Source organism: Chryseobacterium sp. RR2-3-20, assembly GCF_017808115.1.
Taxonomy (GTDB): Bacteria; Bacteroidota; Bacteroidia; order Flavobacteriales; family Weeksellaceae; genus Chryseobacterium; species Chryseobacterium oryzae.
On the sequence record NZ_JADQBD010000011.1, the window covers coordinates 1 to 23800 of the forward strand.

General features: G+C 33.6%; 24 protein-coding genes. 9 read left to right on the forward strand and 15 right to left on the reverse strand.

All coding sequences use genetic code 11. The features are described 5' to 3' along the window. Positions 1-321 precede the first annotated feature (321 nt). Together IV513_RS04465 and gyrA are read right to left on the reverse strand one after the other, a co-directional pair. Complete coding sequence (locus IV513_RS04465) at positions 322-1362, reverse strand: tetratricopeptide repeat protein (protein WP_209389314.1); 1041 nt, start codon at positions 1360-1362, stop codon at positions 322-324. 23 nt (positions 1363-1385) lie between these two features. Next, positions 1386-3968 carry a DNA gyrase subunit A gene (gene gyrA / locus IV513_RS04470; RefSeq protein WP_209389315.1) on the reverse strand — a complete coding sequence of 861 codons (2583 nt, stop codon included), beginning with the start codon at positions 3966-3968 and terminating at the stop codon, positions 1386-1388. A 148-nt stretch (positions 3969-4116) separates the two neighbouring features. On the opposite strand from gyrA, the gene IV513_RS04475 reads away from it, so the two are divergent. After that, on the forward strand, positions 4117-4431 hold the full coding sequence (locus IV513_RS04475) for a DUF4286 family protein (RefSeq protein ID WP_209389316.1): 315 nt from the start codon (positions 4117-4119) through the stop codon (positions 4429-4431). Positions 4432-4467: 36 nt separating this feature from the next. Here the strand turns inward: IV513_RS04475 and IV513_RS04480 are convergent, their stop codons facing one another. The 4 genes from IV513_RS04480 to IV513_RS04495 all read right to left on the reverse strand — a co-directional run bounded on the left by IV513_RS04480 (position 4468) and on the right by IV513_RS04495 (position 6285). Then, positions 4468-4671, reverse strand: a complete 204-nt coding sequence (locus IV513_RS04480) for a hypothetical protein (RefSeq protein ID WP_209389317.1) — start codon at positions 4669-4671, stop codon at positions 4468-4470. A 106-nt stretch (positions 4672-4777) separates the two neighbouring features. Then, a complete protein-coding gene (locus tag IV513_RS04485; protein ID WP_209389318.1) occupies positions 4778-5275 on the reverse strand; it encodes a GNAT family N-acetyltransferase in 498 nt (165 codons plus the stop codon). A 1-nt stretch (position 5276) separates the two neighbouring features. After that, the gene (locus IV513_RS04490; protein ID WP_209389319.1) at positions 5277-5789 is read right to left on the reverse strand and encodes a DUF421 domain-containing protein; all 513 of its coding nucleotides are present in this window, start codon (positions 5787-5789) and stop codon (positions 5277-5279) included. Between the two features lie 91 nt (positions 5790-5880). Beyond that, a complete protein-coding gene (locus IV513_RS04495) occupies positions 5881-6285 on the reverse strand; it encodes a hypothetical protein (protein ID WP_209389320.1) in 405 nt (134 codons plus the stop codon). A gap of 353 nt (positions 6286-6638) precedes the next feature. Between IV513_RS04495 and IV513_RS04500 the strand changes: the two genes are divergently transcribed. Continuing rightward, on the forward strand, positions 6639-7829 hold the full coding sequence (locus IV513_RS04500; protein WP_245168856.1) for a sugar MFS transporter: 1191 nt from the start codon (positions 6639-6641) through the stop codon (positions 7827-7829). A gap of 106 nt (positions 7830-7935) precedes the next feature. After that, positions 7936-9114: an acyl-CoA dehydrogenase family protein gene (locus IV513_RS04505; protein WP_209389321.1), complete on the forward strand. Its 1179-nt coding sequence runs from the start codon at positions 7936-7938 to the stop codon at positions 9112-9114. Between the two features lie 86 nt (positions 9115-9200). Here the strand turns inward: IV513_RS04505 and IV513_RS04510 are convergent, their stop codons facing one another. The 5 genes from IV513_RS04510 to IV513_RS04530 form a co-directional block, all read right to left on the reverse strand. Continuing rightward, positions 9201-11900 carry a PD-(D/E)XK nuclease family protein gene (locus IV513_RS04510; RefSeq protein ID WP_209389322.1) on the reverse strand — a complete coding sequence of 900 codons (2700 nt, stop codon included), beginning with the start codon at positions 11898-11900 and terminating at the stop codon, positions 9201-9203. Beyond that, positions 11897-12433: a DUF922 domain-containing protein gene (locus IV513_RS04515; RefSeq protein WP_209389323.1), complete on the reverse strand. Its 537-nt coding sequence runs from the start codon at positions 12431-12433 to the stop codon at positions 11897-11899. Before IV513_RS04515 ends, IV513_RS04510 begins: the two co-directional genes overlap by 4 nt. Next, positions 12433-12840 (reverse strand): hypothetical protein, encoded by a 408-nt coding sequence (locus IV513_RS04520; RefSeq protein ID WP_209389324.1) that lies wholly within the window; start codon positions 12838-12840, stop codon positions 12433-12435. The genes IV513_RS04515 and IV513_RS04520 overlap by 1 nt, the downstream gene beginning before the upstream one ends. A gap of 57 nt (positions 12841-12897) precedes the next feature. Next, on the reverse strand, positions 12898-13533 hold the full coding sequence (rsmG, locus tag IV513_RS04525) for a 16S rRNA (guanine(527)-N(7))-methyltransferase RsmG (RefSeq protein ID WP_209389325.1): 636 nt from the start codon (positions 13531-13533) through the stop codon (positions 12898-12900). 77 nt (positions 13534-13610) lie between these two features. Further along, positions 13611-14246: a chloramphenicol acetyltransferase gene (locus tag IV513_RS04530; protein ID WP_209389326.1), complete on the reverse strand. Its 636-nt coding sequence runs from the start codon at positions 14244-14246 to the stop codon at positions 13611-13613. A 103-nt stretch (positions 14247-14349) separates the two neighbouring features. Between IV513_RS04530 and IV513_RS04535 the strand changes: the two genes are divergently transcribed. From IV513_RS04535 to pdeM, 4 genes are all read left to right on the forward strand, one after another. Further along, the gene (locus IV513_RS04535; RefSeq protein ID WP_209389327.1) at positions 14350-15369 is read left to right on the forward strand and encodes a ligase-associated DNA damage response exonuclease; all 1020 of its coding nucleotides are present in this window, start codon (positions 14350-14352) and stop codon (positions 15367-15369) included. A gap of 189 nt (positions 15370-15558) precedes the next feature. Continuing rightward, on the forward strand, positions 15559-17139 hold the full coding sequence (locus IV513_RS04540; RefSeq protein ID WP_209389328.1) for an ATP-dependent DNA ligase: 1581 nt from the start codon (positions 15559-15561) through the stop codon (positions 17137-17139). Positions 17140-17284: 145 nt separating this feature from the next. Next, the gene (locus tag IV513_RS04545) at positions 17285-19729 is read left to right on the forward strand and encodes a ligase-associated DNA damage response DEXH box helicase (RefSeq protein ID WP_245168857.1); all 2445 of its coding nucleotides are present in this window, start codon (positions 17285-17287) and stop codon (positions 19727-19729) included. A 10-nt stretch (positions 19730-19739) separates the two neighbouring features. Next, positions 19740-20384 (forward strand): ligase-associated DNA damage response endonuclease PdeM, encoded by a 645-nt coding sequence (pdeM, locus tag IV513_RS04550; protein WP_209389329.1) that lies wholly within the window; start codon positions 19740-19742, stop codon positions 20382-20384. A gap of 4 nt (positions 20385-20388) precedes the next feature. Here pdeM and IV513_RS04555 read toward each other — a convergent pair whose 3' ends face one another. From IV513_RS04555 to IV513_RS04570, 4 genes are all read right to left on the reverse strand, one after another. After that, positions 20389-20679 (reverse strand): hypothetical protein, encoded by a 291-nt coding sequence (locus IV513_RS04555; RefSeq protein ID WP_209389330.1) that lies wholly within the window; start codon positions 20677-20679, stop codon positions 20389-20391. Between the two features lie 403 nt (positions 20680-21082). Then, positions 21083-21583, reverse strand: coding sequence for a CinA family protein (locus tag IV513_RS04560; RefSeq protein ID WP_209389331.1), 501 nt, complete (start codon positions 21581-21583; stop codon positions 21083-21085). Positions 21584-21617: 34 nt separating this feature from the next. Next, complete coding sequence (locus IV513_RS04565) at positions 21618-22232, reverse strand: Crp/Fnr family transcriptional regulator (protein ID WP_245168858.1); 615 nt, start codon at positions 22230-22232, stop codon at positions 21618-21620. A gap of 207 nt (positions 22233-22439) precedes the next feature. Continuing rightward, entirely contained in the window at positions 22440-22646 is a 207-nt protein-coding gene (locus IV513_RS04570) for a hypothetical protein (protein WP_209389332.1), read from the reverse strand. A 244-nt stretch (positions 22647-22890) separates the two neighbouring features. On the opposite strand from IV513_RS04570, the gene IV513_RS04575 reads away from it, so the two are divergent. Together IV513_RS04575 and IV513_RS04580 are read left to right on the forward strand one after the other, a co-directional pair. Further along, positions 22891-23397, forward strand: a complete 507-nt coding sequence (locus IV513_RS04575; RefSeq protein ID WP_209389333.1) for a pyridoxamine 5'-phosphate oxidase family protein — start codon at positions 22891-22893, stop codon at positions 23395-23397. Positions 23398-23438: 41 nt separating this feature from the next. Continuing rightward, the gene (locus IV513_RS04580) at positions 23439-23789 is read left to right on the forward strand and encodes a hypothetical protein (protein WP_209389334.1); all 351 of its coding nucleotides are present in this window, start codon (positions 23439-23441) and stop codon (positions 23787-23789) included. Positions 23790-23800 lie beyond the last annotated feature (11 nt).

Sequence of the window (23800 nt, forward strand, 5' to 3'; positions counted from 1 at the left end):
TCTTTTTTCGGTCATCTGAAAGGTAATCTCAATATTCATCGGGGACTTACAAAAAGTCGGAGAAAAAGGTTTATCCAATGGTATCTTTTTTATAAAAATCTAAAGTCGTAAAGGTTTTTTCAGCCATAGAGCTGTTCCAATAATTTGTAAAAAAAAAGGATGGCAAAAACCATCCTCTAAACTATTGTTTACAGCGTTGATTGTATTGCTGGTAAGTTGCTCCTCAGCATTGCTCACTTCCTCTTCCAATCAACCGCAAAATATTACGAATTATTTTTGACAAAAACACCAACTATTTTTGACCACATTACCCAAAATAATTTACTTTGCAGATGACTGTAATGCAGCCTCTTTAGCTTTCATTTCAGCAACTTTCGGTTGGTTCTTCATCATCGCATAGATTTCTTTAAGTACTGTAACTGCATCTATATTGGTAGGTTCAACTTGATACCATTTTTCTGCATACGGAAGAGCCTTAGCGAATCTCTCTTTTCTTGCTTCTATAAGCTGAGTTGCTTTGTCAGAATCTGTTTTTCTTACCGCATTAATATCATTAACAGCCTTCGTATCATCACCAATTACTGTATATACAAGATTTTGGTGAGCAGCAGTTAAATTAGGCTTTAACTCTAATGCTTTTGAAAATGAAGCAATAGCATCTGCTTGAGTAGCTTCATTTTTAGATTGTAAAACTCCCAAATTATACCAGTTTGTGGCATCATTAGGATTTTTTGTAAGCTGTTCCTTCAAATTAGCTAAAAACTGATCTGTTTTTCCGGTTGCATACAATGCACTTCCTTGATATTCTTTCAGTTTTGCATTATTAGGATATTTTGATAAACCTTTTTCTATTAATGCCAATGCTTCATCATTTTTCTTAGCATTCAACAATAAAGTAGACAATGTTTCATATAAATCTGGCTCAACACTTTTGGTTTGCTCTACTTTGTAATCTGTATAATCCTTAGATGAGGTTTTTTTTAGAGTTTCCCATATATCTTTATTCAAAGAAACTACTTGTCCTGTCTTGGCTTCTTTTGCTGTATATTGTGTCTGAACACCTGTAAACCCAGAATTTAATAATTCAGTATAAATAGTAATAGCTTCATTTACATTATTTGCCATTGCATAACTTACGCCGGCGTAATACATGTATATTTTATCATCATTACCATTTTCCTTTAATAATTTGTAAAGCTCAATAAACTTGGGTGCAGCAGCCGAATAATTTTTTGAATTATATGCGTCATAAGCAATTTTGCTAGACTGTTCTATTTTTGCGTTAAGCTCTTTAGGATCTTGTTTTTGTGCGAAAGCAAGAGCCGAAAGCGTAATTGCCACACTTAAAATTAACTTTTTCATAGGTAACTTTTTAATTGTATTAATTATTCTTCAGAACCTGAATGATCATCATTATCTGAAGCTTCTTGATCTAAATTTTCTTGATTTGAAATATTTATATTGGATAATTCAGCTTCTGAATCTGTTTCTTCATTTATTTCATCTTCAGCGACTTCTTTATCCATTTCAACTTTGGCGATAGCAGCGATTTCATCATTCTTTTTAAGATTAATCATTCTAACACCCTGAGTATTTCTACCCATTACACGCATTTCATCCATTCCCATTCTGATGGCAACTCCGGATTTGTTGATAATCATCAATCCGTCTTCATCGGTCACATTTTGAATCGCAATTAGATTACCTGTTTTTTCGGTAATATTAAGGGTAATAACTCCTTTACCACCTCTGTTGGTAATTCTATAATCTTCTACTGCTGTTCTCTTACCGTAACCTTTTTCAGATACCACAAGAACGGTTTCGTGCTCTACATCATTTACAACAATCATTCCAATTACTTCATCGTCGTCCTCCATAGAAATCCCACGAACTCCGATACTTCCTCTACCTACTTCTCTTACCTTTTCTTCTGGGAATCTGATACATTTACCATTCTTGGTTGCAATCATAATCTGAGATTCTCCATTGGTAAGATATGCACTCAACAATTGGTCGTTTTCTCTAATTTCAATGGCATTAATACCATTAACTCTCGGTCTGGAATAAGCTTCTAATGAAGTTTTTTTGATGGTTCCGTTTTTGGTAATCATCACCACACTCATCTGATTAACGTATTCTGAATCTTTCAGATCATTGGTTCTGATGTACGCTTTAATTTTATCGTCCGGTTCAATATTAATTAAATTCTGAACTGCTCTTCCTTTTGCTGTTTTAGATCCTTCAGGAATTTCAAAAACTCTCAACCAATAACATTTTCCTTTTTCGGTAAAGAAAAGCATGTATTGATGATTGGTTGCAGATACTATATATTCTAGGAAGTCGGAATCTCTTGTAGTCGCAGCTTTATTACCAACACCTCCTCTACTTTGAATTTTGTATTCTGAAAGCAATGTTCGCTTAATATATCCTGCATGAGAAATGGTAAGAACAACCGCTTCATTTGGTATAATATCCTCAATAGACATTTCTCCACCAGAATAATCTATTTCTGTTCTTCTTTCGTCACCATATTTTTCCTTGATTTCTAACAATTCATCTTTAATGATTTGGAATCTTCTTGGTTCGTTTGCCAAAATATCTTCTAAATCTTTAATCTCCTTCATAATTGCTTCATATTCATCTCGAATTTTATCAAGCTCCATTCCTGTAAGACGGGCAAGACGTAAATCTAGAATTGCCTGAGCTTGAATTTCGGATAAATCGAAAGCTTCAATTAAACCTTCTTTTGCAGCTTGCGGATTGGCAGAATGACGGATAATAGAAATCGCTTTGTCTAAAGAATCCTGAGATCCGATTACCTTCATGAAACCTTCAAGAATATGCGCTCTTTCTTTTGCTTTTCTAAGCTCAAATTCAGTTCTTCTTACAATTATTTCGTGTCTGTGCTCTACGAAATGATGAATGATATCTTTTAAATTAAGCTGCTCTGGTCTGCCATGTACCAAAGCGATATTGTTCACACTGAAAGAAGTTTGTAAAGAAGTATATTTATAAAGTAAATTTAAAACAACATTAGGAATAGCGTCATTCTTCAATTCATAAACGATACGCAAACCATTTCTGTCAGATTCGTCCCTAATTTCGAAAATACCCGGGATTTTTTCTTCTTTAACGAGTTCTGCAGTTCTTGCAATCATTTCAGCTTTGTTTACCTGATAAGGAACTTCTGATACGATAATTGCATTTCTGTTTCCTATTTCTTCAAAGCCTACTTTTGCTCTGAGCACAATTCTGCCTCTTCCTGTATGGAATGCATCTCTTACACCATCGTAACCGTAAATAATACCTCCCGTAGGAAAATCTGGAGCAATAATGTGCTGCATCAACTCATCAATAGTAATTTCTCTATTATCAATATATGCACAGATAGCATTTATAGATTCAGAAAGATTATGTGGAGCCATATTGGTTGCCATACCTACTGCGATACCCGAAGTACCGTTTACCAATAAATTTGGAATTTTTGTAGGCATTACGGTTGGTTCCTGCAAACTGTCGTCGAAGTTGTTCTGGAAATCAACTGTTTCTTTATCTAAATCTGATAAAATTTCATCAGAGATTTTTTTAAGTCTTGCTTCTGTGTAACGCATTGCTGCAGGCGGATCTCCATCCATAGACCCGAAGTTACCCTGCCCATCAACCTGAGGATAACGCAAACTCCACGGCTGAGCCATTCTCACCATTGCATCATAAACCGAAGAGTCGCCATGAGGGTGATATTTACCCAAAACATCTCCTACAATTCTGGCAGACTTTAAGTATTTTCTGTTTGAAAAAACTCCCAAACCATACATACCGTAAAGTACTCTTCTGTGTACAGGCTTCAACCCGTCTCTTACATCAGGTAATGCTCTCGAAACAATAACCGACATCGAATAATCGATGTAAGATGATTTCATTTCATCAACAATGTTGATAGGAATTAATCTTTCTCCTTCTTTTTGCATATATAAGTTTTATTACAATGATAATCAGACTTTTAAAAAAATGTCTGAAAACAATTAATTTTCAAATTTTAATAACGTGCTAAGTTACAAAAATTTTAACGATTTTTGTCTGATAATTTTAGTCAAAATATCTTAAAAATATTAAAATATGAGTGTACTGAGTATAACTTTTCATTGTATAAAAACCAATATTGCAGCATGGGAAGAATTTGTAAATGAAAGTTTGATTTTGATGACCGAAAATCTCATGGATGTAGACCAGTATATCCTTTCTGAAGTACAAAGCGATTATATTGATGAAGGAAAAAACTACAATCTTCTCCTGCTTTTTTCAGATGACGAAAAACGGGAAGAGTTTAATAAAAGCGAGTTATTAAATATTATAGAAATAATAGAAAATAAATTTGCAGACCAAATTATGATATTCAATACTTCTTTGAATTCTATTACAAAAAGAATATAACAATGAAAGCCCTTTCAACAAAGGGCTTTCATTGTTTTAAGCTTGATCTTTTGAGGAACTAATTATCACTTTTTTGTTCAAAAGATCAAGTGTTTTTTCGGTTTTGTTTTCTAAACTTCCGTGTCGCGGATGATGAGGTTTTGGAGGTTTTGGAGGTTCTGGCGGTCTTGGTGGTGGGTGACAGGCTGCTAATGCAAATGTTATACAGAAAACAACTAAAAATTTGATTGAATTTTTCATATTTTGTATGTTTGATTTCCAGCAATAAATCAATATAAATGCCAAAATATCAACTTTAGATGAATGTTATTCAAATTTAAAAAATAGAAAATTTAATGTGTGTTATCTAAATGCCTACCGTTTCACTTCTTTTTTCAAGCATCACTAAATCTTTCCACTCGTTATTTAAAATTCCAACTTTTTTTCTGGTTCCTACGGTTCGGAAACCATTTTTTTGATGAAATCTTATGGAAGCTTCATTCTCAGGGAAAATATTAGACTGAAGTGTCCAAAACCCATGATTTTCACTGTCAATAATGAGTTTTTTAAGAAGGATTGTTCCTAAACCTTTACCCAAATAGTTTTGATCGAAATAAATACTCACTTCAGCTACTCCACGAAAACAAGCTCTTTTGCTAACGGGTTTTAAAGCACACCATCCAATTACAAAATTGTTTTCATTCTCTAAAACCCATCTGCATTCATTAAAAAAACTACTGTTCCATGCTTCGGAACTTGGTAATTCTGTATCGAAAGTAGCGATACCGGAATCTATTCCCTGTTGAAAAATTTCTAAAACTCTTTTTTCATCATCTGGCAACATTTCTCTTATTTCGTAATTCATTTTACTGATATTTTCTTTTGTATTTTCTTTTAATTCTGGAATAATGAGTTTGTTTATCGTGTTCATCTTCAGAAACAATACTTACATTTCCATCTACTTCAAGAATTGCCAATTTAACGTTTTTTAGAGATTCTATACCATGTTCGCGAATGGATTCATTTAACTCATCAATGGTAATTTTTACTTTTCTTAATGCAGTAGCATCAGCAACTCCATCTTTCACAAGGATTACAGGATCTTCTTCTAAAAATTTTGCAACAGATCTGTTAGAAAACATTAATCTTTTAAGAATGAAATTGGCGATAAATAAGACCAGAGCTGCTACAATCCCACCTTCCAGCGAAGTATTTTCTCCCACCATTGCATTTTGTACCGCATTAGAAATAAGAAGAAGTAACACCACATCTCCCGCATTAAGTTGCGAAAGCTGGTTTTTACCAAAAAGACGTATCGCAAATATCATGAAAAGATACACGCAAAGTGAACGGAATACGATATTCAGTATAGACTCCAATATAATTATTTTAAATTCAAATGTAAATAATATATCAACAAAAAAACTGCTTTTTCAAGCAGTTTGGCAAATATTTAAAAAAGGAATTAAACTATCTGTTATTGATGTCTAATTTCACTGGCATTACATACGAAGAAGCAATCATGTTCTGGCTGAGTTTATCAGGATCTATTCTGTATTGAAGGTGAGACAATACATTTTCGATTTCTTTACTCACATTTTTGCATTCTCCTTTAGATCTAACATTTACAATTTTTCCATTTTCAGCAATATCGAATTTTACTTCGCTATTTACAATTCCTTCTTTGTAATCTGAATTGGTAAAATCGAAATTCTGAACGAGAAGATTTCTTATTTCTGCGAAAGCATCATTTTTATTGATTAAAACCTCTTCAATGGTGTTATTGTTGGTAGATTGAGCTTTTACGCTATTCATTATTCCGGCAAATCCGCAAATAATGATAGATGATACTATGATTTGAATTTTATTTTTCATAAAGCTTATGTTTATTGTTAATTATATATCACTTTTAGGTAATGGTTTTTAATAATGTACAGGTTTGTAATTAAAACTGTCAAAACATTATTTTCCAAAACCATAAATCAAAGATATATAAAATAATTCATATTAAATTTATATTCAGTTAACATTTGGTTAACATTGGATGTTATTTATTTGATATTCAGTATTTTATTTTATCTAAAAAATGAAAAATTTAACATTAGAACTATACTTTAACTTTAGTTTCAGCAATTTATTTTTATTATTTCGTGTATTTTAGTCGCTTTTAGATTATTCAATATAAAAGATTTTTTCAGACATGATAAGTTTGAAGAATAAACGATATTATGAAAACAATTTTCAGACATAGTTCTATTTCACTTCCTTTAAAGCTTACATTTCTTATTTTTTCTATGGTGCTCAACTGTATGGGAATCATTATTTTACAGCTTTCAGACGAGAAAGTAAACTATAATAAACTGAGTTTTTTAGAATCTTTTAAAGATATCCCGATTGCTTTTATATCTCTTTTTGCGATAAGTTTCATTAGTCGTTACGGAACCAAAAAATCTTTAATTTTCTCTATGCTTCTGGTAGGATTTTGTTCTGTTATTTTGCCATTTGTGGAAGTTTTTTGGTTTTACAAAGTATGGTTTGCTATTATAGGTATCTGCTTTGCCATTGGAAAAATTTGTGTTTATGGCATAATACGGAATAACTTTCTTGAAGAAAAAGAGATGGCTAAAACAATGAACAGTGTTGAAGCATCTTACATGGTAGGAATTTTCGCAGTCAACATGGGTTTCGGTTTGCTAATTTCCAGTCGTTTTGGTGATTTTTGGAAATTTGGATTTTCAGTTATTGCTGCTCTTTCTTTTTTTACAGCATATTTGTTTTCTATTGCTAAAATTAAAGAACCTTTAAAGGTAAAAAGCAAATTAATTCCCAATCTTTCAGGATTTGGAAACATGACAATTATTCTTTTTATTGCTGTCATTTTCTTTATTGTTTTTACCGAAAGAAGTTTCAATTCTTGGCTTCCTGCTTTTTATAAAGACCATCTTAAAGTGGACTCTTTTTTTGCATTACAGTCTACATCATTTCTGGCTGTTTTTTCTTACATCGGTAGGATAATCACTTCAAAAGTTATTCATAGATTTCCTTTAGAAAAATATTTTACGGCGTGTGTTATAGGTATTATCGCTGTTCTGTTAACGATTTCTTACATACAATTCAACTTTCCTGAAAATTCTGGAGTTTTGGTGTATATTTTTCCGCTAATCGGATTGTTTTTAGCACCGCTGTATCCTATTGTCAATTCAAAAATGATGGCAAAAATAGATAAGGATAAAATAAATACTTTTACTTCTCTTATCGTCATATTTTCTTCATTAGGAAGTGCTTTCAGCTCAATGATTATCGCAATATTATTTGAAGATAAAATTTTAAATTTCTATTCTTTATACGTTCTTTTAGCTGTCTTGATTATTTTGATTTTTTCTGTAATTTATTTCAGAGTAAGTAAAGAGAAGAATTAAGAAAAATTCTCGAATGGTATGAAGATATTTTCGTAAAAAAGAGAGATTCGTAAACTTTTTTTTTCAGCATTGTGAAAAAATCTTATTTTTAGAAAAATTAAATTTCATGTCTTACTATCCGCTCACAAGCATTCCGGATTATTTCGGAATTGATGCTTTACTAACCGAAGAACACAAGCTTATCCGCCAGTCTGTAAGAGACTGGGTAGAAAGTTTTGTGATGCCAAAAATTGATGAAGCAGCTCAAAATCATACAGATTTACCAAATCTCATGAAAGAATTGGGGAAAATAGGTGCTCTTGGCCCTTATATTCCGGAAGAATATGGAGGAGCAGGTTTAGATCAAATTTCTTACGGATTAATTATGCAGGAGTTGGAAAGAGGAGATTCTGCCGTACGTTCTGCTGCTTCTGTACAGAGTTCTTTGGTGATGTTTCCTATTCATGAATTCGGTTCTGAAGAACAGAAAAGAAAATACCTTCCCCAACTCGCATCGGGAGAAATGATCGGTTCTTTTGGTCTTACAGAACCTAATCACGGTTCAGATCCCGGATCTATGGAAACTTATTTTAAAGATATGGGAGACCACTATCTTCTGAATGGGGCTAAAATGTGGATTACCAATGCACCGCTGTGCAATATTGCTGTAGTTTGGGCTAAAAATGAAGAAGGAAAAGTTCAGGGACTTATTGTGGAAAGAGGAATGGAGGGTTTTACGACTCCCGAAACACACAATAAATGGAGTTTGAGAGCTTCCAAAACCGGTGAATTGGTGTTTAATGACGTTAAAGTTCCTAAAGAAAATCTTCTTCCGGGAGTTACGGGATTAAAAGGTCCTTTATCGTGTTTAAATTCTGCTAGATATGGCATTTCCTGGGGAGTAATTGGTGCAGCAATCGACTGTTATTGCACTGCGGTACAATATTCTAAAGAAAGAAAGCAATTTGGAAAACCCATCGGATCTTTTCAGCTACAACAGAAAAAACTTGCCGAATTTTTAACTGAAATCACCAAAGCGCAATTACTTTGTTTACAATTGGGTACGTTAAAAAACAATCATAAAGCTACTCCTGCTCAGATTTCTATGGCGAAAAGGAATAATGTGAAAATGGCAATCGATATTGCAAGAGAATCCCGACAAATTTTAGGCGGAATGGGTATTATGGGAGAATTTCCAATGATGCGTCATGCTGCCAATTTAGAATCTGTAATCACTTACGAAGGAACTCATGATGTACACCTTCTGATTACTGGTCTCGATATTACAGGCTTTAATGCTTTCTAAATAAAAATAAAGTCCGTTTCAAATATTTAGAAACGGACTTGTTTATTGTAAAAATTCAGTAAATAAATTATCGAATTTTTAATTTTTTAATTATAACTGTAAGTTTTAATGTTTTCAACAAAATTAATATCAGGATTCAAAATCTCAAGAATAATATTTTTAATGGAAACCATTGCATTGTCTAGATTTCCCTGAGCAAATTCTAACGAAACAACTCCTTTTTTAGCATCTGCAAAACTCCATATTCCTGTTTCTATGGGATAACCCCAAAATTCTGGTAAACTCTGCACCACAAACTGATAAAGACAAAGCTGCATTGCCTGTTTTCTATCGCTGTTCTGAAAATAATCTTCCTGATTAAGTTCGTCTATTTTTACCGTAAGATTTTTTGTTTTTGCAGTTTTGTAATCTATAATTCTTATGGTACCGTTCAGTTTGTCTATTCTGTCGATAAAACCATAGAAAGAAACTTTATCCGATTGGTCTTCATTCAGATGAAAATTTACATTTTCGAAACGTTTTTCAATATCAATAATTTCAAGTGTATTACCCGATTTTAAGAGTTCTAAATCATAATTCAGAATATTGGCAATTACTTTTTTTGCAATTGCTTTGTGAATGAAATTCATTCCTTTATCATAAAATTCCGGCTGATGTTTTAGTTTCTCAATCCCTAAATCTATGAAATCATCTATTTGTTGAATTGAATCCTGTAAATCTTTAATTTTTAAAACTTTACCTTTTAATACTTCATAAATTTCTTGAAGGCTATAATGAACCAGATTTCCATAATTTCTTATGGATAATTCTTCTTCAATTTCATCGGTTTCAGATGTATTAAGAACTTTAGAGAGATAGAAATCTATTGGATTGTAGAGATAGCTTGTAAGATGCGAAGCAGAAACTTTTTCTTTCCATTTCAAAAGCTGTTGTTGTACAATTTCTGTTTTATTAATTTCAACAGGATTATTGATGATTGGTTCTGAAGAATTTTCAACAATAATATGTTCGATATGATGATTGCTCTCCATTTCCATCTGAGTAATAAACCTACTCTTTTCACCCGTATTAACGCCGGAACTTAGTGCATTAAAAAGTAAATGTACATTTTTAGCATCTTGTATCAGTCGGTAAAAATGGTATGCATAAATACTGTCGTTTTCTAAAAAAGTATGCAGATCAAAATGTTTTCTTATATCAAAAGGAATATAAGTATTCTGAGAATTTCCTAAAGGCAATTTTCCTTCATTTACAGATAAAAGAATCACATTTTCGAAATTAAGCAAACGGGTTTCCAAAAGTCCCATTAACTGTAAGCCTTTCAAAGGTTCACCAATAAAATCTATACTTTCTGAATTAATATGTTGATTGATAAGTATTTCTAATGTTTCCATTTTAATCTCGAATCCATAAGGCGAAATTTGATTTCTGATTAAGCGGAAAGCATTTTCGAAATGAGAAACATTTTCATATTGAATATCATCAAGCGGTAACCATTTGATTTTCTGACAGAAATTAATTAATTCATCCAAAAACCGGTATTCAGATTCTGCTTTCTGTAAAAGATTGAAATATGAAAGATTTCCCAGTAATTCCGTTAAAAGTTTCTGTGAGATATAGACAATATTTCTCTCCTCAATCTTAGATTTGAAAGAAGTGATGATAAGATCGTCCTGCTCAGATTTTGGAAGTTCTTCGAGTATCGGGAAAAGATCTCTGTAATAATAAGAAGTTTTATTTTTCTCCAGTTGCTTCTGAAGGTAAAAAAGCTGCTTAACGGCATTAGAAAATGACAGGTTTTTAAGCGGAAACCCCATTGTGATATTAAGATTTTCCACATTCTGCATTACATCTAAAGTTGCCGGAAGAAGATTTTCATCCAATAACACAACCGCGGTATTGGTGTATGTATTATTGTTGATGTTACTGAAAATTTCAGGTAAAATTTTGGTCTGCGTTACATTTCCTGAAACTTCATAGACTTTAATATTCTTAGGTTGATTGAAATCATCTTCAATCCACTGAAAACTTCGGCTGTCATTAAATTCTTTCCATAATTTGTGATTTCTCAGGAATTTTCCGGCTTCCTGTCTTTCATCATCAAAATAATAATGATCTGCCTGAAAAAAACACTGTGCTTTATTCCACTGCAAAAGATTTCTTACCAGTTTTTCTTCTACCGGTGTAAATGCATTGAAACCACAGAAAATAAAAGTATCGGTATTGTTTTTAGCAAAATTTTCTATTTTGTTTTTTGCCGTTTCATGAATCATTCCCGGACTTGCCCAGTTTTTCTCGTGCAGTTTCTTTTTTAATTCAGGGAGAAAAATATTCATGTTTCGCCAGAAATTCAGAAACTTTTTTCGGGGAACTTCATCTTCTCCTAAATCCTGAGCCCATTCTTTAATGCGTTCTTCATCGAACATATACTGCAAAACAGCTTCATCACTTTCAGAAAACTTCAGAATATCGTCCCAGTCTTTCTGCAAGGTAGGAAACCATTTAAGAAATTCAGAAAAATCATCATTTGGGATAAGATTCAGACTTTTATACACTTCAAATGCAAAAAGCCAAAGCGAAATACCATCTATAGCCTGTTGATCTACAATTTTTGTTATTAATTCCTCAATAGTATAAAACTCAGGAAGAAATCCCGAATATTGTCTGTCTTCCAAGATTTGTCGGATAAAAACAATAGGTCTTTTTCCCGGAAGAACGATGTTAAACTGCGATAAATCTTTATTTTGAAAGAGTAATTCGTCTATAATTTTATTTAAAAATTTCACAGCTTTTGGTAATTATTTAGTTTCTCTAAATCTTCCGAAATTTTCACGTTGTATTCAGACTGTTTTTCCTTATTCATACCGTGTTTTGTTTCCCGGTCGTATTCAGCCTGATAATTTTTATATTCAGAAGATATTTTAGAATAAATTGAGTTGAAATACTTTTTGAAATCTGGTGTATTCTTTATTTTTTCAGCTACTTCTTTGCGTAATTTTCTGGCATGAATTTCGGCGATATCGAAATGTTTTTGTTCGTGGATCAGTATATAATCGTTGATTCTTTTATCATCTTTCCAAGATTTATCTTCATTAAAAATGGTCTGAATATCAACTTTTACAGGAACTTTGAGATTGCTGGAAGTAATTACCAAATATTCCCAACCGCAATGGGTATAAGCAACAATATCTGGGTTGCCCAAATTATTTTTTATGCTTTTAAAATTTTCCCAGATCAATTTTCTATCGGGTTTCCATTCAATCTTTTGAGAAAGTAAAAAATTGAAACCCAACATACAGAAAAGCAAAAAATACTTCATTAATTTACAACGATATTTTTAGTAATCCAAGTATTATTACCGCTCCAAAATCTAAAAGTATACACTCCTTTTTTTTGTGGACTGAAATTAATTTGACTAGGAATTACCACAGGTTTCTTTACACAATCTCCAGTTCTGAAATATTGATAAGCAGTAACATCTCGTTGAATATCACTTGCGTAAATATAATCATACCCATAAAAACCCTGACATTTTGAAGAATAAGTAGAATATGTCCTGATACTTTGTACTGAAAAAACAGACATCGTATCACTTACAACCTTTACACTATCAATTTTAACTTTATCTACAGATTCTATAGTATCGTAATTCTCGTCATCTTTACAGGAAATTACAGATAAACAAAAAGCCGAAATTAATAACAAAATAGAAGATACGGTTTTCATGTCGGTAATAAGTTTTTGTTAATTTATAAATATAAAATAAATATATTATTTGCTAAATTACGAATTAAAATTACCTTTTGATAGATAAACAACTTTTTTTGTATCAAAAAAATCTTCTTCAAAATAATTTTTTAAATTGAAAATTTCGCATTTCAGCCCTGCAAGTTCTTCAGCCAAATCTCCACCTTTCAGATAGAGAACTCCGTTGTGTTTTGGGTTGAATTGTTCTTTTTCGAATTTACCTTTCAACCAACGCAAAAATTCCGGCATTTGGGTTACAGCTCTGCTCACCACAAAATGGAATTTATCTTTTACTTTTTCTGCTCTTCCATGTATAGCCTTTAGATTTTGTAATCCTATTCCTTCGCTTACTGCATTCACTACTGTAATTTTCTTACCGATAGAATCAATGAGTGTAAATTCTGTTTCTGGAAAAAGTATCGCCAAAGGAATCCCGGGAAATCCACCACCAGTTCCAATATCCAAAACTTTTGTTCCGGGTGCAAATTCCATTATTTTTGCAATTCCTAAAGAATGAAGAACATGCTTTTCGTATAATGAATCGGTATCTTTACGGGAGATTACATTAATTTTTTCATTCCACTCTTTATACAAGTCCTCCAATTTGGTAAACTGTTCAATTTGTTTTTCAGAAAGATCAGGGAAATATTTTAGAATTATTTTTATCGACATATAATGGTTATAAAAGGCAAAAATAAGGTTTTTATTAGCGTAACTCCAATTATGGATAACAGTTTTAAAGCAAAATTTTAAATTTGGGAATCATTTAACTGTATCTGAAATTCTTCGAAATATTTAGCAAGATGAATTCCGTCTGCAAGACCATGATGTGCTTCAATAGAAACAGGCATCATCTTTCTGTTATTTTTAATACTGAATTTACCAAAAGTAATTTTGGGAATACACTCTTTAGGATTAAAATTGGTTGGATGAAGTACATTTGTGAATGTGTTCCAAGGAATTGTAGTGTGTCTAATATGATTAAGAGGTAAAATATTATTACTGATTCCTAAACCTGAAGAATTCTGAACTCTTTGTATTTCATTCTGAAGATTCTCATTAAAAATTGTAAAATCAGGAGAATATTCAAAAAATGAAAATCCAAAAGTACCATCTTCTCTCCCAATAGTACTTCCAACATGAACTTCATCAAATACAATTAATTTATCATCCACAATTCTTAATTTCAATTCTTCAATGGTGTTAATGGCAGCCATAGATTTATATAAATAAACAGCGAAAAAGGAAAGGTTATTTTCTTTGGCTAAATTAAAGGCAATCGTACAGTCAACTTCCGTAGTAAATCCAAAATATGGACTTTTCATAGAAGAAAAAAATTCAAAATGTTCCTTTCTGTTCCATTTTTCTATATCGATTATTTTCATTAATTCATTTTTTTCAAATTTCTGAATAATTATTGATTCTTATCGCTGTTTACAATATTTTGGTCAGTTTTTTGAATAATCAGAACTATTAATTATCACGCTTTTGAAACTCATTACTTTCACCAATAAAGGTATCTATTGTCCGCAAGGAAAATTTTATATTGATCCTTGGCGTCCGGTTGACTTGGCGGTCATCACGCACGGACACGCCGACCACGCCCGCTGGGGAATGAAGAAATACCTTTGTCACCATTTTACCAAACCTATTTTACACAAAAGAATCAGCGAGGATATCGAATGTCAAAGTGTGGAATATGGTGAGATTGTTAATATCAATGGTGTCAAAGTATCCCTGCATCCGGCTGGGCATATTATTGGCTCTGCACAGATTAGGTTGGAGTATAAAGGCTATGTGAGCGTGGTTTCCGGCGATTATAAGGTTCAGGATGATGGTTTGAGTACACCTTTTGAAGTCGTGAAATGCAACAAGTTTGTAACAGAAAGTACTTTTGGCCTTCCTATTTACAATTGGCTGGAAGTGGATGATCTAAACAAAAAAATGCAAAACTGGGTTTTGCGAAACAAAGAAAACCAGAAAACGTCTGTTTTTATAGGTTATTCTTTAGGGAAAGCCCAAAGAATTATGAAAGCGGTTGAAGGCTTAGGCAACATTAATGTGCACTACTCTATCGGGAAACTCAACCAGGCTTTTGAAGAGGTTGGCATTGTGCTTCCCGAGTATGAAATTCCGGATTTCAGGGAAAGTGTGAAGCAGGTGGCAGGCGAAATTGTGATTGTACCGCCGGCTTTGCTGGATTCTAATGTTATTAAAAAAATCCCCAATCCTGCAACCGCTATTTGCTCCGGCTGGATGCAGGTTCGGGGGGCAAGACGCTGGCGCAGTGCCGATGCAGGTTTCCCAATGAGCGACCACGCCGATTGGAAAGGTCTTCTCCAAGCCATCAAGGCTACGGAAGCCGAAATCGTTCACGTGACGCACGGACAAACTGAAGTTTTTTCAAAATACCTCAACGAAATCGGTATTAAATCGGATGTTGTGGAAACACTTTACGGCGAAGATGAGGAGGATGAAAAGGAAAAAACAGCTATCGAGAATGAGTAATAATTAAACGCAAAGATTTAATTTATTAATGCTTTAATTTTAAGAAGAAAAGAATAAATCAACAAGTTGATTTGATGAAGGTTATGCTTAAGCTTGACAGCAAATTTTATTTGCCTTTGCAAACTTAAAATTATACGATAAATTAGAAAATCTTTGCGTTTAAAATATTTTTAAGATTTATAATAAACAATGAAGCATTTCGCTGAACTTATCAATGCGCTGGAAAGCACGAATAAAACGAATGCAAAAATCGATGCCATCGTTGATTATCTGGAGCGTGCGCCGGATGAAGACAAAGTGTGGTTTATCGCCCTATTTACAGGAAAAAGACCGAAGCGGAATGTGAATACCAACTTTATGAAAGATTGGGCATTGGAAATTACCCAATTGCCGTTTTGGCTATTTCAGGAAAGCTATTCTTCGGTAGGCGATTTGGGTGAAACCCTCTCGCTGATATTGCCGCCGCCTGAGGAACAAATCGATAAATCTTTGTCAGATTGGATGAAGGAAATTATTGGGCTGAAGAACAAAACAGAAGCGGAAAAGAAAGATTTTGTCCTGAATTCCTGGAATGGGCTCGACTATACCGAACGTTTGATTTTTAATAAATTACTGGGTGGCAGTTTTAGAATCGGGGTTTCCGACAAAACCTTGATCAATGCCCTGACCAAATTTTCCAATCAGGAATCCAGTGCTTTAACCCATAGTTTGATGGGAAAATGGGAACCAGAAACCACCTCTTTTCAATCGTTAATTTCGGCAGAACATATTAATCCGGACAATTCTAAACCCTATCCGTTTTGTCTGGCTTATCCCTTGGAAAAAGATTTGGATGATTTGGGGAAACCTGAAGAATGGCAAATCGAATACAAATGGGATGGCATCCGGGGCCAGATTATCCGCAGAAACAATGAAGTATTTATTTGGTCCCGAGGCGAAGAGCTGGTAACGGAGCAGTTTCCGGAAATCAAAGAGGTGGTGCAGAATATGAAAGGAAATTTCGTTCTGGATGGCGAAATACTCGCGGTGAAGGACCAGCAGGTTTTGAATTCTAATGAATTACAAAAGCGTCTTAACCGAAAAACTTTAACCAAAAAAATGTTGGCTGACATTCCGATTCAGGTCTTTGTCTATGACTTGCTGGAGCTGGAAGGCAATGATTTGCGTGAGAAGCCCATCTCGGCAAGACGTGCGATGCTGGAAGAATTATTACGTAATGAAAATCCTGAAAAGATCCGACTTTCCGAAGTTATTGAATTTGAAAACTGGGAAGACCTGGATCAAATCCGGGAAAATTCCAGAGCGCTCAACAGTGAAGGTTTGATGTTGAAACAGAAAAACTCACACTACCATTCCGGACGAAAAAAAGGCGATTGGTGGAAATGGAAAATCAATCCGTTAACGATAGATGCCGTCCTTATCTACGCCCAGAAAGGCAGCGGACGGCGAAGTGCCTATTACACAGATTACAGTTTTGCCGTAAAAAGCGGCGACAAACTGGTCACAATAGCCAAAGCCTATTCCGGATTGACGGACAAAGAAATAATGGAAGTCAGCAAGTTTGTGAATAAAAATGCGATTGAAAAATTTGGTCCGGTTCGAACTGTAAAACCCGAATTGGTTTTTGAGATTGCATTTGAAGGAATCGGATTCAGTAATCGACACAAAAGCGGTGTTGCATTGCGCTTCCCAAGGATCCTAAGATGGCGAAAAGATAAAACGGTGGATGAAATTGATGATTTGGAAGAGATTAAGAAATTGATACAATAAAAAATATAAACCGCAAAAGTCATAAAGCTAGAGTTTTAATGATTCTGATGGAAGTTCAAAAAGCAAGATTCTAAACTTTTTTGAACTTTTAAATAGCTAAATGTAAACTAAAAACTTTTATGCCTTTTGTGGTTAAAAAAACAATTTGAGTAACTTCGAAAATACCGACGGATTTAAAATCATCCAAAACTGGATGATGGAAAAATCAATTTCTCCTTTCAAATTTCAGATTGACACCTGGCAGAAATTCGGGAATGGTTATAGCGGAATGGTTGTCGCCCCGACGGGTTTTGGTAAAACATATTCCGTTTTTTTAGCTTTGATTTCAGACTTTTTGAATCATCCCGAAAAATACAAAACAGGGCTAAAAATGATCTGGATCACACCACTTCGTTCGCTTTCCAAAGATATCGCCAAAGCAATGCAGGAGGCGATTGACGAGATTGGGTTGGATTGGACTGTCGGCGTACGAAATGGAGACACAGACCCGAAAATACGTCAGCAGCAGGTCAAAAATATGCCGGATATTTTAGTAGCAACTCCAGAAAGCCTGCACTTGCTCCTCGGGCAAAAAAATCATCAGCGGTTCTTTAAAAATCTCCAATGTATAGTGATTGATGAATGGCACGAATTACTGGGATCCAAACGTGGCGTTATGATAGAATTGGGAATTTCCCGGCTCAGAACCTATGTCCCAAAAATGAAGATTTGGGGAATCACGGCAACGATTGGTAATCTGGATGAAGCGATGGAAGTTCTGATCCCGTACAATATCAAAAAAACGAAGGTTACTGCCAAAGAAAAAAAGAAAATCGATATCCTCTCGGTTTTTCCTGATGAGGTGGAACTGTTGCCTTGGGCTGGGCATCTTGGCCATAAACTAGCCGATAAAGTTGTCCCGATTATTCTCAATTCCAATTCGACGATTGTTTTTACAAATACAAGGAGTCAGAGCGAAATGTGGTATCAATTATTGTTGAATGCTTATCCGGATTTTGCGGGTCAGATTGCCATCCACCATAGTTCGATAGACGCTCATCTTCGAATCTGGATTGAAGAAAATCTGAGTTTAGGAAAACTGAAAGCTGTGGTATCAACATCGTCGCTGGATTTGGGAATTGATTTCAAACCGGTAGATACCGTTATTCAAATCGGTTCGGCAAAAGGCGTTGCGCGATTTTTGCAGCGTGCAGGACGAAGCGGCCACTCCCCTTTTGAAACGTCGAAAATCTATTGTGTTCCCACGCATTCTTTAGAACTCATTGAAGTTTCTGCCCTGAAAGAAGCTGTTAAAGAGAATGTGATTGAGCCGCGGGAACCACAGGTTCTATGTTTTGATGTTTTGGTTCAGTTTGTAATGACTTTGGCTATTGGTGATGGTTTTTTTCCCGAAGTCCTCTATCTTCGCGTTAAAGAAACTTTCGCTTTTAGGGAGATGACGGCCGACGATTGGCAGAGCATTCTTGATTTCTTAACCATTGGCGGCAAAGCGCTGAAAAACTACGAAGAATATCATAAAGTGGTGATTGAAGATAATGGTTTATACAAGGTTACGTCCCGAAAAATTGCAATGCTGCACAGAATGAATATGGGTGTCATAGTGAGTGATGCGATGCTAAAAGTAAAATTTATTTCCGGCGGATACATTGGTATGGTTGAGGAGTATTTTATTTCGCGGCTGAAGAAAGATGAAAAATTTATTCTGGCAGGACGAGTTCTGGAAGTCGCCATGATAAAAGATATGACCGTCTATGTGAGAGCCTCAAAAGGTAAAGCATTTGCGCCGAGTTATTTGGGAGGAAGATTGCCGTTGAGCTCCAATCTAGGCCATTTCCTGAGAGAAAAACTATCCGGAGCATTGAACCCAAAAGCTTCCGAAAAAGAACTGCAATTCCTGCATCCGCTTCTGGTAAATCAGGAAGAGCGCTCCCATATTCCCAGAGAAGACGAATTTTTGGTAGAACTCATCAAAAACCGGGAAGGTTATCATCTGTTTATGTATCCGTTTGAAGGCCGTTTGGTGCACGAAGTGATGGCTGCGCTCATCGCCTACCGGATTTCAAAACTTGCTCCTATTTCTTTCTCAATGGCGATGAATGATTATGGTTTTGAATTGTTCAGTGATAAAGAAATCCCTTTGAATGAAGACAATTTGCATAAAATCCTAAGTAAGGAAAATCTGATGAATGATGTGATTTCCAGTATCAATGCGGCAGAAATGGCAAGAAGGAAATTCCGTGATATTGCGGTGATTTCCGGAATGGTGGTTCAAAATTTTCCGGGACAACAACGTTCCAACAAATCGCTTCAAAGTTCGGCAGGTTTGATCTTTAAAGTTTTGGAAGACCACGATCCGAATCATTTTTTGGTGAGACAGGCTTATACGGAGGTTTTCAATATGCAGTTGCAGGAACAAAGATTGGTAGAAGCGTTTAAAAGAATTGAAAAATCGAAAATTGTTTTGAAATTCGCTAATTCTTTTACTCCATTAAGTTTCCCTATAAAAGTCGACAGTTTGAGACAGACTTTAACGAGTGAAGATTTGGATGCGAGAATCCAGAAACTGATTCAGCAGGCGAAAAGAAATTGAGATAACTAGAATGAAAATAGTAACAAAAAATATAACGATTCAAAACGAAGTTTTCACTTTGACCAATCAACGGGCATTGTTTTGGAAGAAGGAAAAAGCTTTGATCCTCTCCGACCTACACATCGGAAAAACAGCTCATTTCCGTAAAAACGGCATTGCATTAGCCAATCAGATTATGAAAAATGATTTGGAGCGGTTATCTATTTTGATTGAATATTTCCAGCCTGACAAATTCATAGTTGTAGGAGATTTGCTTCACGCGGGTGACAACTCTGATGTAGACGAATTTTGCATATGGAAAAACCAATATAAAGATCTGGAATTCATCTTAGTTGAAGGCAATCACGACAGAATTTCAAAAAAACTGGAATCAAAATTATGCCTTAATTCCAAATCAACATCATTGGAGATTGATAACTTTACTTTCGTTCACGATTTTGAAAAAGAAAAATCAAAGTTCCAAATTACCGGACATATCCATCCTGGATTTGTCATTAAGTCTGTAGTTAAAAGAATAAAACTGCCTTGTTTTGTAGTGACAGACAATCAGCTGTTACTTCCCGCTTTCAGCGAATTTACAGGACTGGACACAAAAAACATCCCTAAGAAAGGAAAATTTTTTGTGTTTACAGATTCTGAAATCTATGAAGTTTAAAAATTTATAAGTTGTCGAACCATTTGTAAATATCAGTATCTGAAGAAATACCTAATTTTTTACGGATTCTATTTTTTCGATTTTGTATTGCTTTTGGTGTAACAAAAGTATAAATGGCGATTTCTTTTGTCGTTAATCTTAACTTTAGATAAATACAAAAAATAATTTCTGAATTTTGAAGATTTGCATTAATTTCAGTGAGTTTCAAAAAAAATTCAGGATATGTAGATTTAAATTTACTGAGAAGTCTGGGTGAGTTTTCTTTTGCTAGTCTTAAAATCTCTTCTTCTGGCATATTATGTATATTTCGTTGGTCTTACTATTGATTATTTATTGGTTAAAACATTTAAAATGAAAATCATGAAATTTTAAATAATTTATTAATAATCAATACTTTAAAATTTCGAAAAAAGGATTTCAATTAGTAGATGTTATACCTCAAAATTATTACTTAAAGAATAATTATTTTATGATTCTAATCAATGTGGGATGTATTTCTATTGAGAAATCATCTTTTAAATTATTTAAATGGCAATTAACCAATTTAATTGTGAAATAAAAACGGATGTGGTACCTAAATGGTATCTCTTTAGAGAATTAGGCAAAAAATTATTTTCTAAGAAAGAATGTATGAAAAATGCTTTCTCGAAAGCTTTCTTCAAATAATTATTTCACTTAAATAGATGAATTAATATTAACTACTTTAAAATCAGTAATTTATTAATTTCACCTTTGAAGCAGCCTAAAATAAACTCTGTGTAATATTGTTGAGCCTCAAGAGAATGAGTTTTAGGGTGTAATTCCAGCTTTTTAGATAAGATAATTTCTCCTTTATAAGAAATTGAATAATGTGAGAAAATTCTAAAAGTTGAATTTCTAATAGGGTTTGCATAACCTGTAACCGCTATAGACCAATCTGTATTAAACAATTTGGCGACTCCAAGAGCCATTTGGTCTGCTATATTTTCCGAAACACAGTCGCATTCATTTGCTTCTTGTTCGTTTACATGAAGCAAATTTACTTTTTCATCAATCGTGTAAGTAGTGATTCCGCCTTTGTAAAACATTCCTGCGTTAGGCATCTGAGAAAACGTTAACTGCAGCAAACCCGAGGTAACACTTTCCGCAACAGAAATCGTTTCGTTACTGGTAATCAGCGATTCACTGATATAATTGAGTAGTTTTTCTTGAAATTCCATTGTGTGATTTGGTTTTGGTGATGAAATTGGGCTTCTAAAAATAAATTTTTCTTTCTTCAATTTTTATTAATCCTTTACTTTCCATTTTCTTTAAGGTTCTAATAATGGTTTCAACCCGCATACCCGTTAAATCCGCAATCTGCTGTCGGGTAAGTTGAATGTGGAAGGAATGACGATCTTTACAGTCTGCATAACTTTTAAGATAGTCGAAAAGTCCCGAAATTCGGGCTAAAGGGCTGTGTGATGCCATATTTTGCATCATTAAAACCTTATAATATAATCTGTAAGAAAGACATTCATTAATCTCTAAAGAAATTTTGGGGTTTTCTTTAATAAGATTGATGAAATTTTTTCTTTGTAGTCGTACTACTTTCGTTTTTTTTAGTGCTATTGCATTTAGAGGATATTTTTTATCAATAAATAACAGAGGTTCCCCGAAACTCTGACCTTCAGCTAATATATTATGTATAAATTCCTTTCCTTCTTCATTATAATTATTCAGCTTTACGACTCCTTCTAAAATTTGATAATAATATGCCGGAACATCTCCCTCCGAAAAAATTGTTTCTTTTTCCTGATAGATTTTTTCTTCTGCGCTGTAAGCTTTCAAAAGTTTTTCATCAATCTTCATGCAACTTATTGTTTTCATAATTATCTGGTTTTAGTTATCTTATTTCATTGCTCATAAACCGATTCACCAAAAGATGACCTTATTTGAGAATGATACATTTCAATATAAACACACATTTTGCGCCATAAATTATTGTCAATTAATATTATTCAAAAAAAATCATTCAAATTTCAGTAAAATTTATGGTAATTCTATAAAACTACAACTCATTGATAATAAAAATAATTATCTTTTAGCACTGTCTGTCTCCGGTTTTACCATGGATGAATCGCTTTTTATAGTGGTTAAAGTATCAGATTGATCAACAGAATTATTAACAGGTAAAGTATCTGCTGTTGTTATACTGTCTGATTTGATGGTTCTATCGTTATCGGTTGATTTACAACTCAAAAAAAATGATAACATGCCGATTGTTAGAATTAACTGTTTCATAATAATTTATTTGGTGATTTAAAATTTAGTGTTCATAACATTGAATAACGAATATACAGTTAACACATTATATATTTTATGATTGTAATCACAAATGGTTTTACCTATTATTTTACACTGATAATCATTTATTTAGATAAAATTATCAAACAAAAACATTAATCTTTATCTATGACACATTTTTGGTTAGATTTTTGAAGAGTCAAAAACAATATATTTTATTTCAACACCAAATTATTTTAATATGTCAACAGAAAATCTAAACAGCATAGAAGCTGTAAAAAAAATTAAAGAATTATCTGAGAAAGCAAAATTCTGCATGTTTTGTACCGAATTAGATACAGTTCCCATTAATACGAGACCAATGGGACTTCAAGAAACTGATGAAGAGGGAAACCTTTGGTTCATTAGTAGCGATACCAGCAATAAAAATTTTCACATAAAGGATGACGATAGGGTTCAGTTGCTTTTCATGAATAATTCAGATTCAGAATATCTTTCGGTTTTTGGTAATGCAACAATTTATAAAGATAGAGCTACCATTGAAGATAAGTGGTCGCCAATGGCAAATGCGTGGTTCGATGGTAAAGAAGATCCAAATATATCTATTATAAAAGTAGCTCCAAAAGATACGTATTATTGGGATACAAAAGCTGGTAAACTTGTAAGTCTTCTCAGCTTTGCTGCAGCTGCAATTAGCGGAACTAAAACCGATAATTCGGATGGTGTAGAAGGAAAAGCTACAGTCTGATTCCTTAAAAATTTTCTCTGTTAAACCCTAAAACAAAAATCATGATATTTGAAAGTGAGCCTAATCCTATTGCACACGAAACCAATTCTTCCAATACGGGAAATATTGGAAAAGTCTCTCAGGTTATAAGTTTTAGCGGAGAAAAATCTTTTATACTTAATTCTCTTCAAAGGATTAAAAACAGCAGTATCTGTGAACTGAAAAAGAAAATTTTAGATACTTTTATTTCAGAATATACTGCGAATTTCTCAGGTTATGTAGAAAATGATTTTTACAATATGGAGAAGGAGAATTACAAAGTTTCCCCTTCTTATGCGAAAAGTTCGTTCGAAAAAGTAATAAGAGATCAGGAATATCTTCATAAAATTATCACTACACTTAATCTTGAATAAAATTTTGTGTA

Bases quoted from the DNA above. Each gene is read 5' to 3' on its own strand.
- IV513_RS04465 (WP_209389314.1), bottom strand. From the start codon at position 1,362: ATGAAAAAGTTAATTTTAAGTGTGGCAATTACGCTTTCGGCTCTTGCT.
- gyrA (WP_209389315.1), bottom strand. From the start codon at position 3,968: ATGCAAAAAGAAGGAGAAAGATTAATTCCTATCAACATTGTTGATGAA.
- IV513_RS04475 (WP_209389316.1), top strand. From the start codon at position 4,117: ATGAGTGTACTGAGTATAACTTTTCATTGTATAAAAACCAATATTGCA.
- IV513_RS04480 (WP_209389317.1), bottom strand. From the start codon at position 4,671: ATGAAAAATTCAATCAAATTTTTAGTTGTTTTCTGTATAACATTTGCA.
- IV513_RS04485 (WP_209389318.1), bottom strand. From the start codon at position 5,275: ATGAATTACGAAATAAGAGAAATGTTGCCAGATGATGAAAAAAGAGTT.
- IV513_RS04495 (WP_209389320.1), bottom strand. From the start codon at position 6,285: ATGAAAAATAAAATTCAAATCATAGTATCATCTATCATTATTTGCGGA.
- IV513_RS04500 (WP_245168856.1), top strand. From the start codon at position 6,639: ATGAAAACAATTTTCAGACATAGTTCTATTTCACTTCCTTTAAAGCTT.
- IV513_RS04505 (WP_209389321.1), top strand. From the start codon at position 7,936: ATGTCTTACTATCCGCTCACAAGCATTCCGGATTATTTCGGAATTGAT.
- IV513_RS04515 (WP_209389323.1), bottom strand. From the start codon at position 12,433: ATGAAGTATTTTTTGCTTTTCTGTATGTTGGGTTTCAATTTTTTACTT.
- IV513_RS04520 (WP_209389324.1), bottom strand. From the start codon at position 12,840: ATGAAAACCGTATCTTCTATTTTGTTATTAATTTCGGCTTTTTGTTTA.
- rsmG (WP_209389325.1), bottom strand. From the start codon at position 13,533: ATGTCGATAAAAATAATTCTAAAATATTTCCCTGATCTTTCTGAAAAA.
- IV513_RS04530 (WP_209389326.1), bottom strand. From the start codon at position 14,246: ATGAAAATAATCGATATAGAAAAATGGAACAGAAAGGAACATTTTGAA.
- IV513_RS04540 (WP_209389328.1), top strand. From the start codon at position 15,559: ATGAAGCATTTCGCTGAACTTATCAATGCGCTGGAAAGCACGAATAAA.
- pdeM (WP_209389329.1), top strand. From the start codon at position 19,740: ATGAAAATAGTAACAAAAAATATAACGATTCAAAACGAAGTTTTCACT.
- IV513_RS04555 (WP_209389330.1), bottom strand. From the start codon at position 20,679: ATGCCAGAAGAAGAGATTTTAAGACTAGCAAAAGAAAACTCACCCAGA.
- IV513_RS04560 (WP_209389331.1), bottom strand. From the start codon at position 21,583: ATGGAATTTCAAGAAAAACTACTCAATTATATCAGTGAATCGCTGATT.
- IV513_RS04565 (WP_245168858.1), bottom strand. From the start codon at position 22,232: ATGAAAACAATAAGTTGCATGAAGATTGATGAAAAACTTTTGAAAGCT.
- IV513_RS04570 (WP_209389332.1), bottom strand. From the start codon at position 22,646: ATGAAACAGTTAATTCTAACAATCGGCATGTTATCATTTTTTTTGAGT.
- IV513_RS04575 (WP_209389333.1), top strand. From the start codon at position 22,891: ATGTCAACAGAAAATCTAAACAGCATAGAAGCTGTAAAAAAAATTAAA.
- IV513_RS04580 (WP_209389334.1), top strand. From the start codon at position 23,439: ATGATATTTGAAAGTGAGCCTAATCCTATTGCACACGAAACCAATTCT.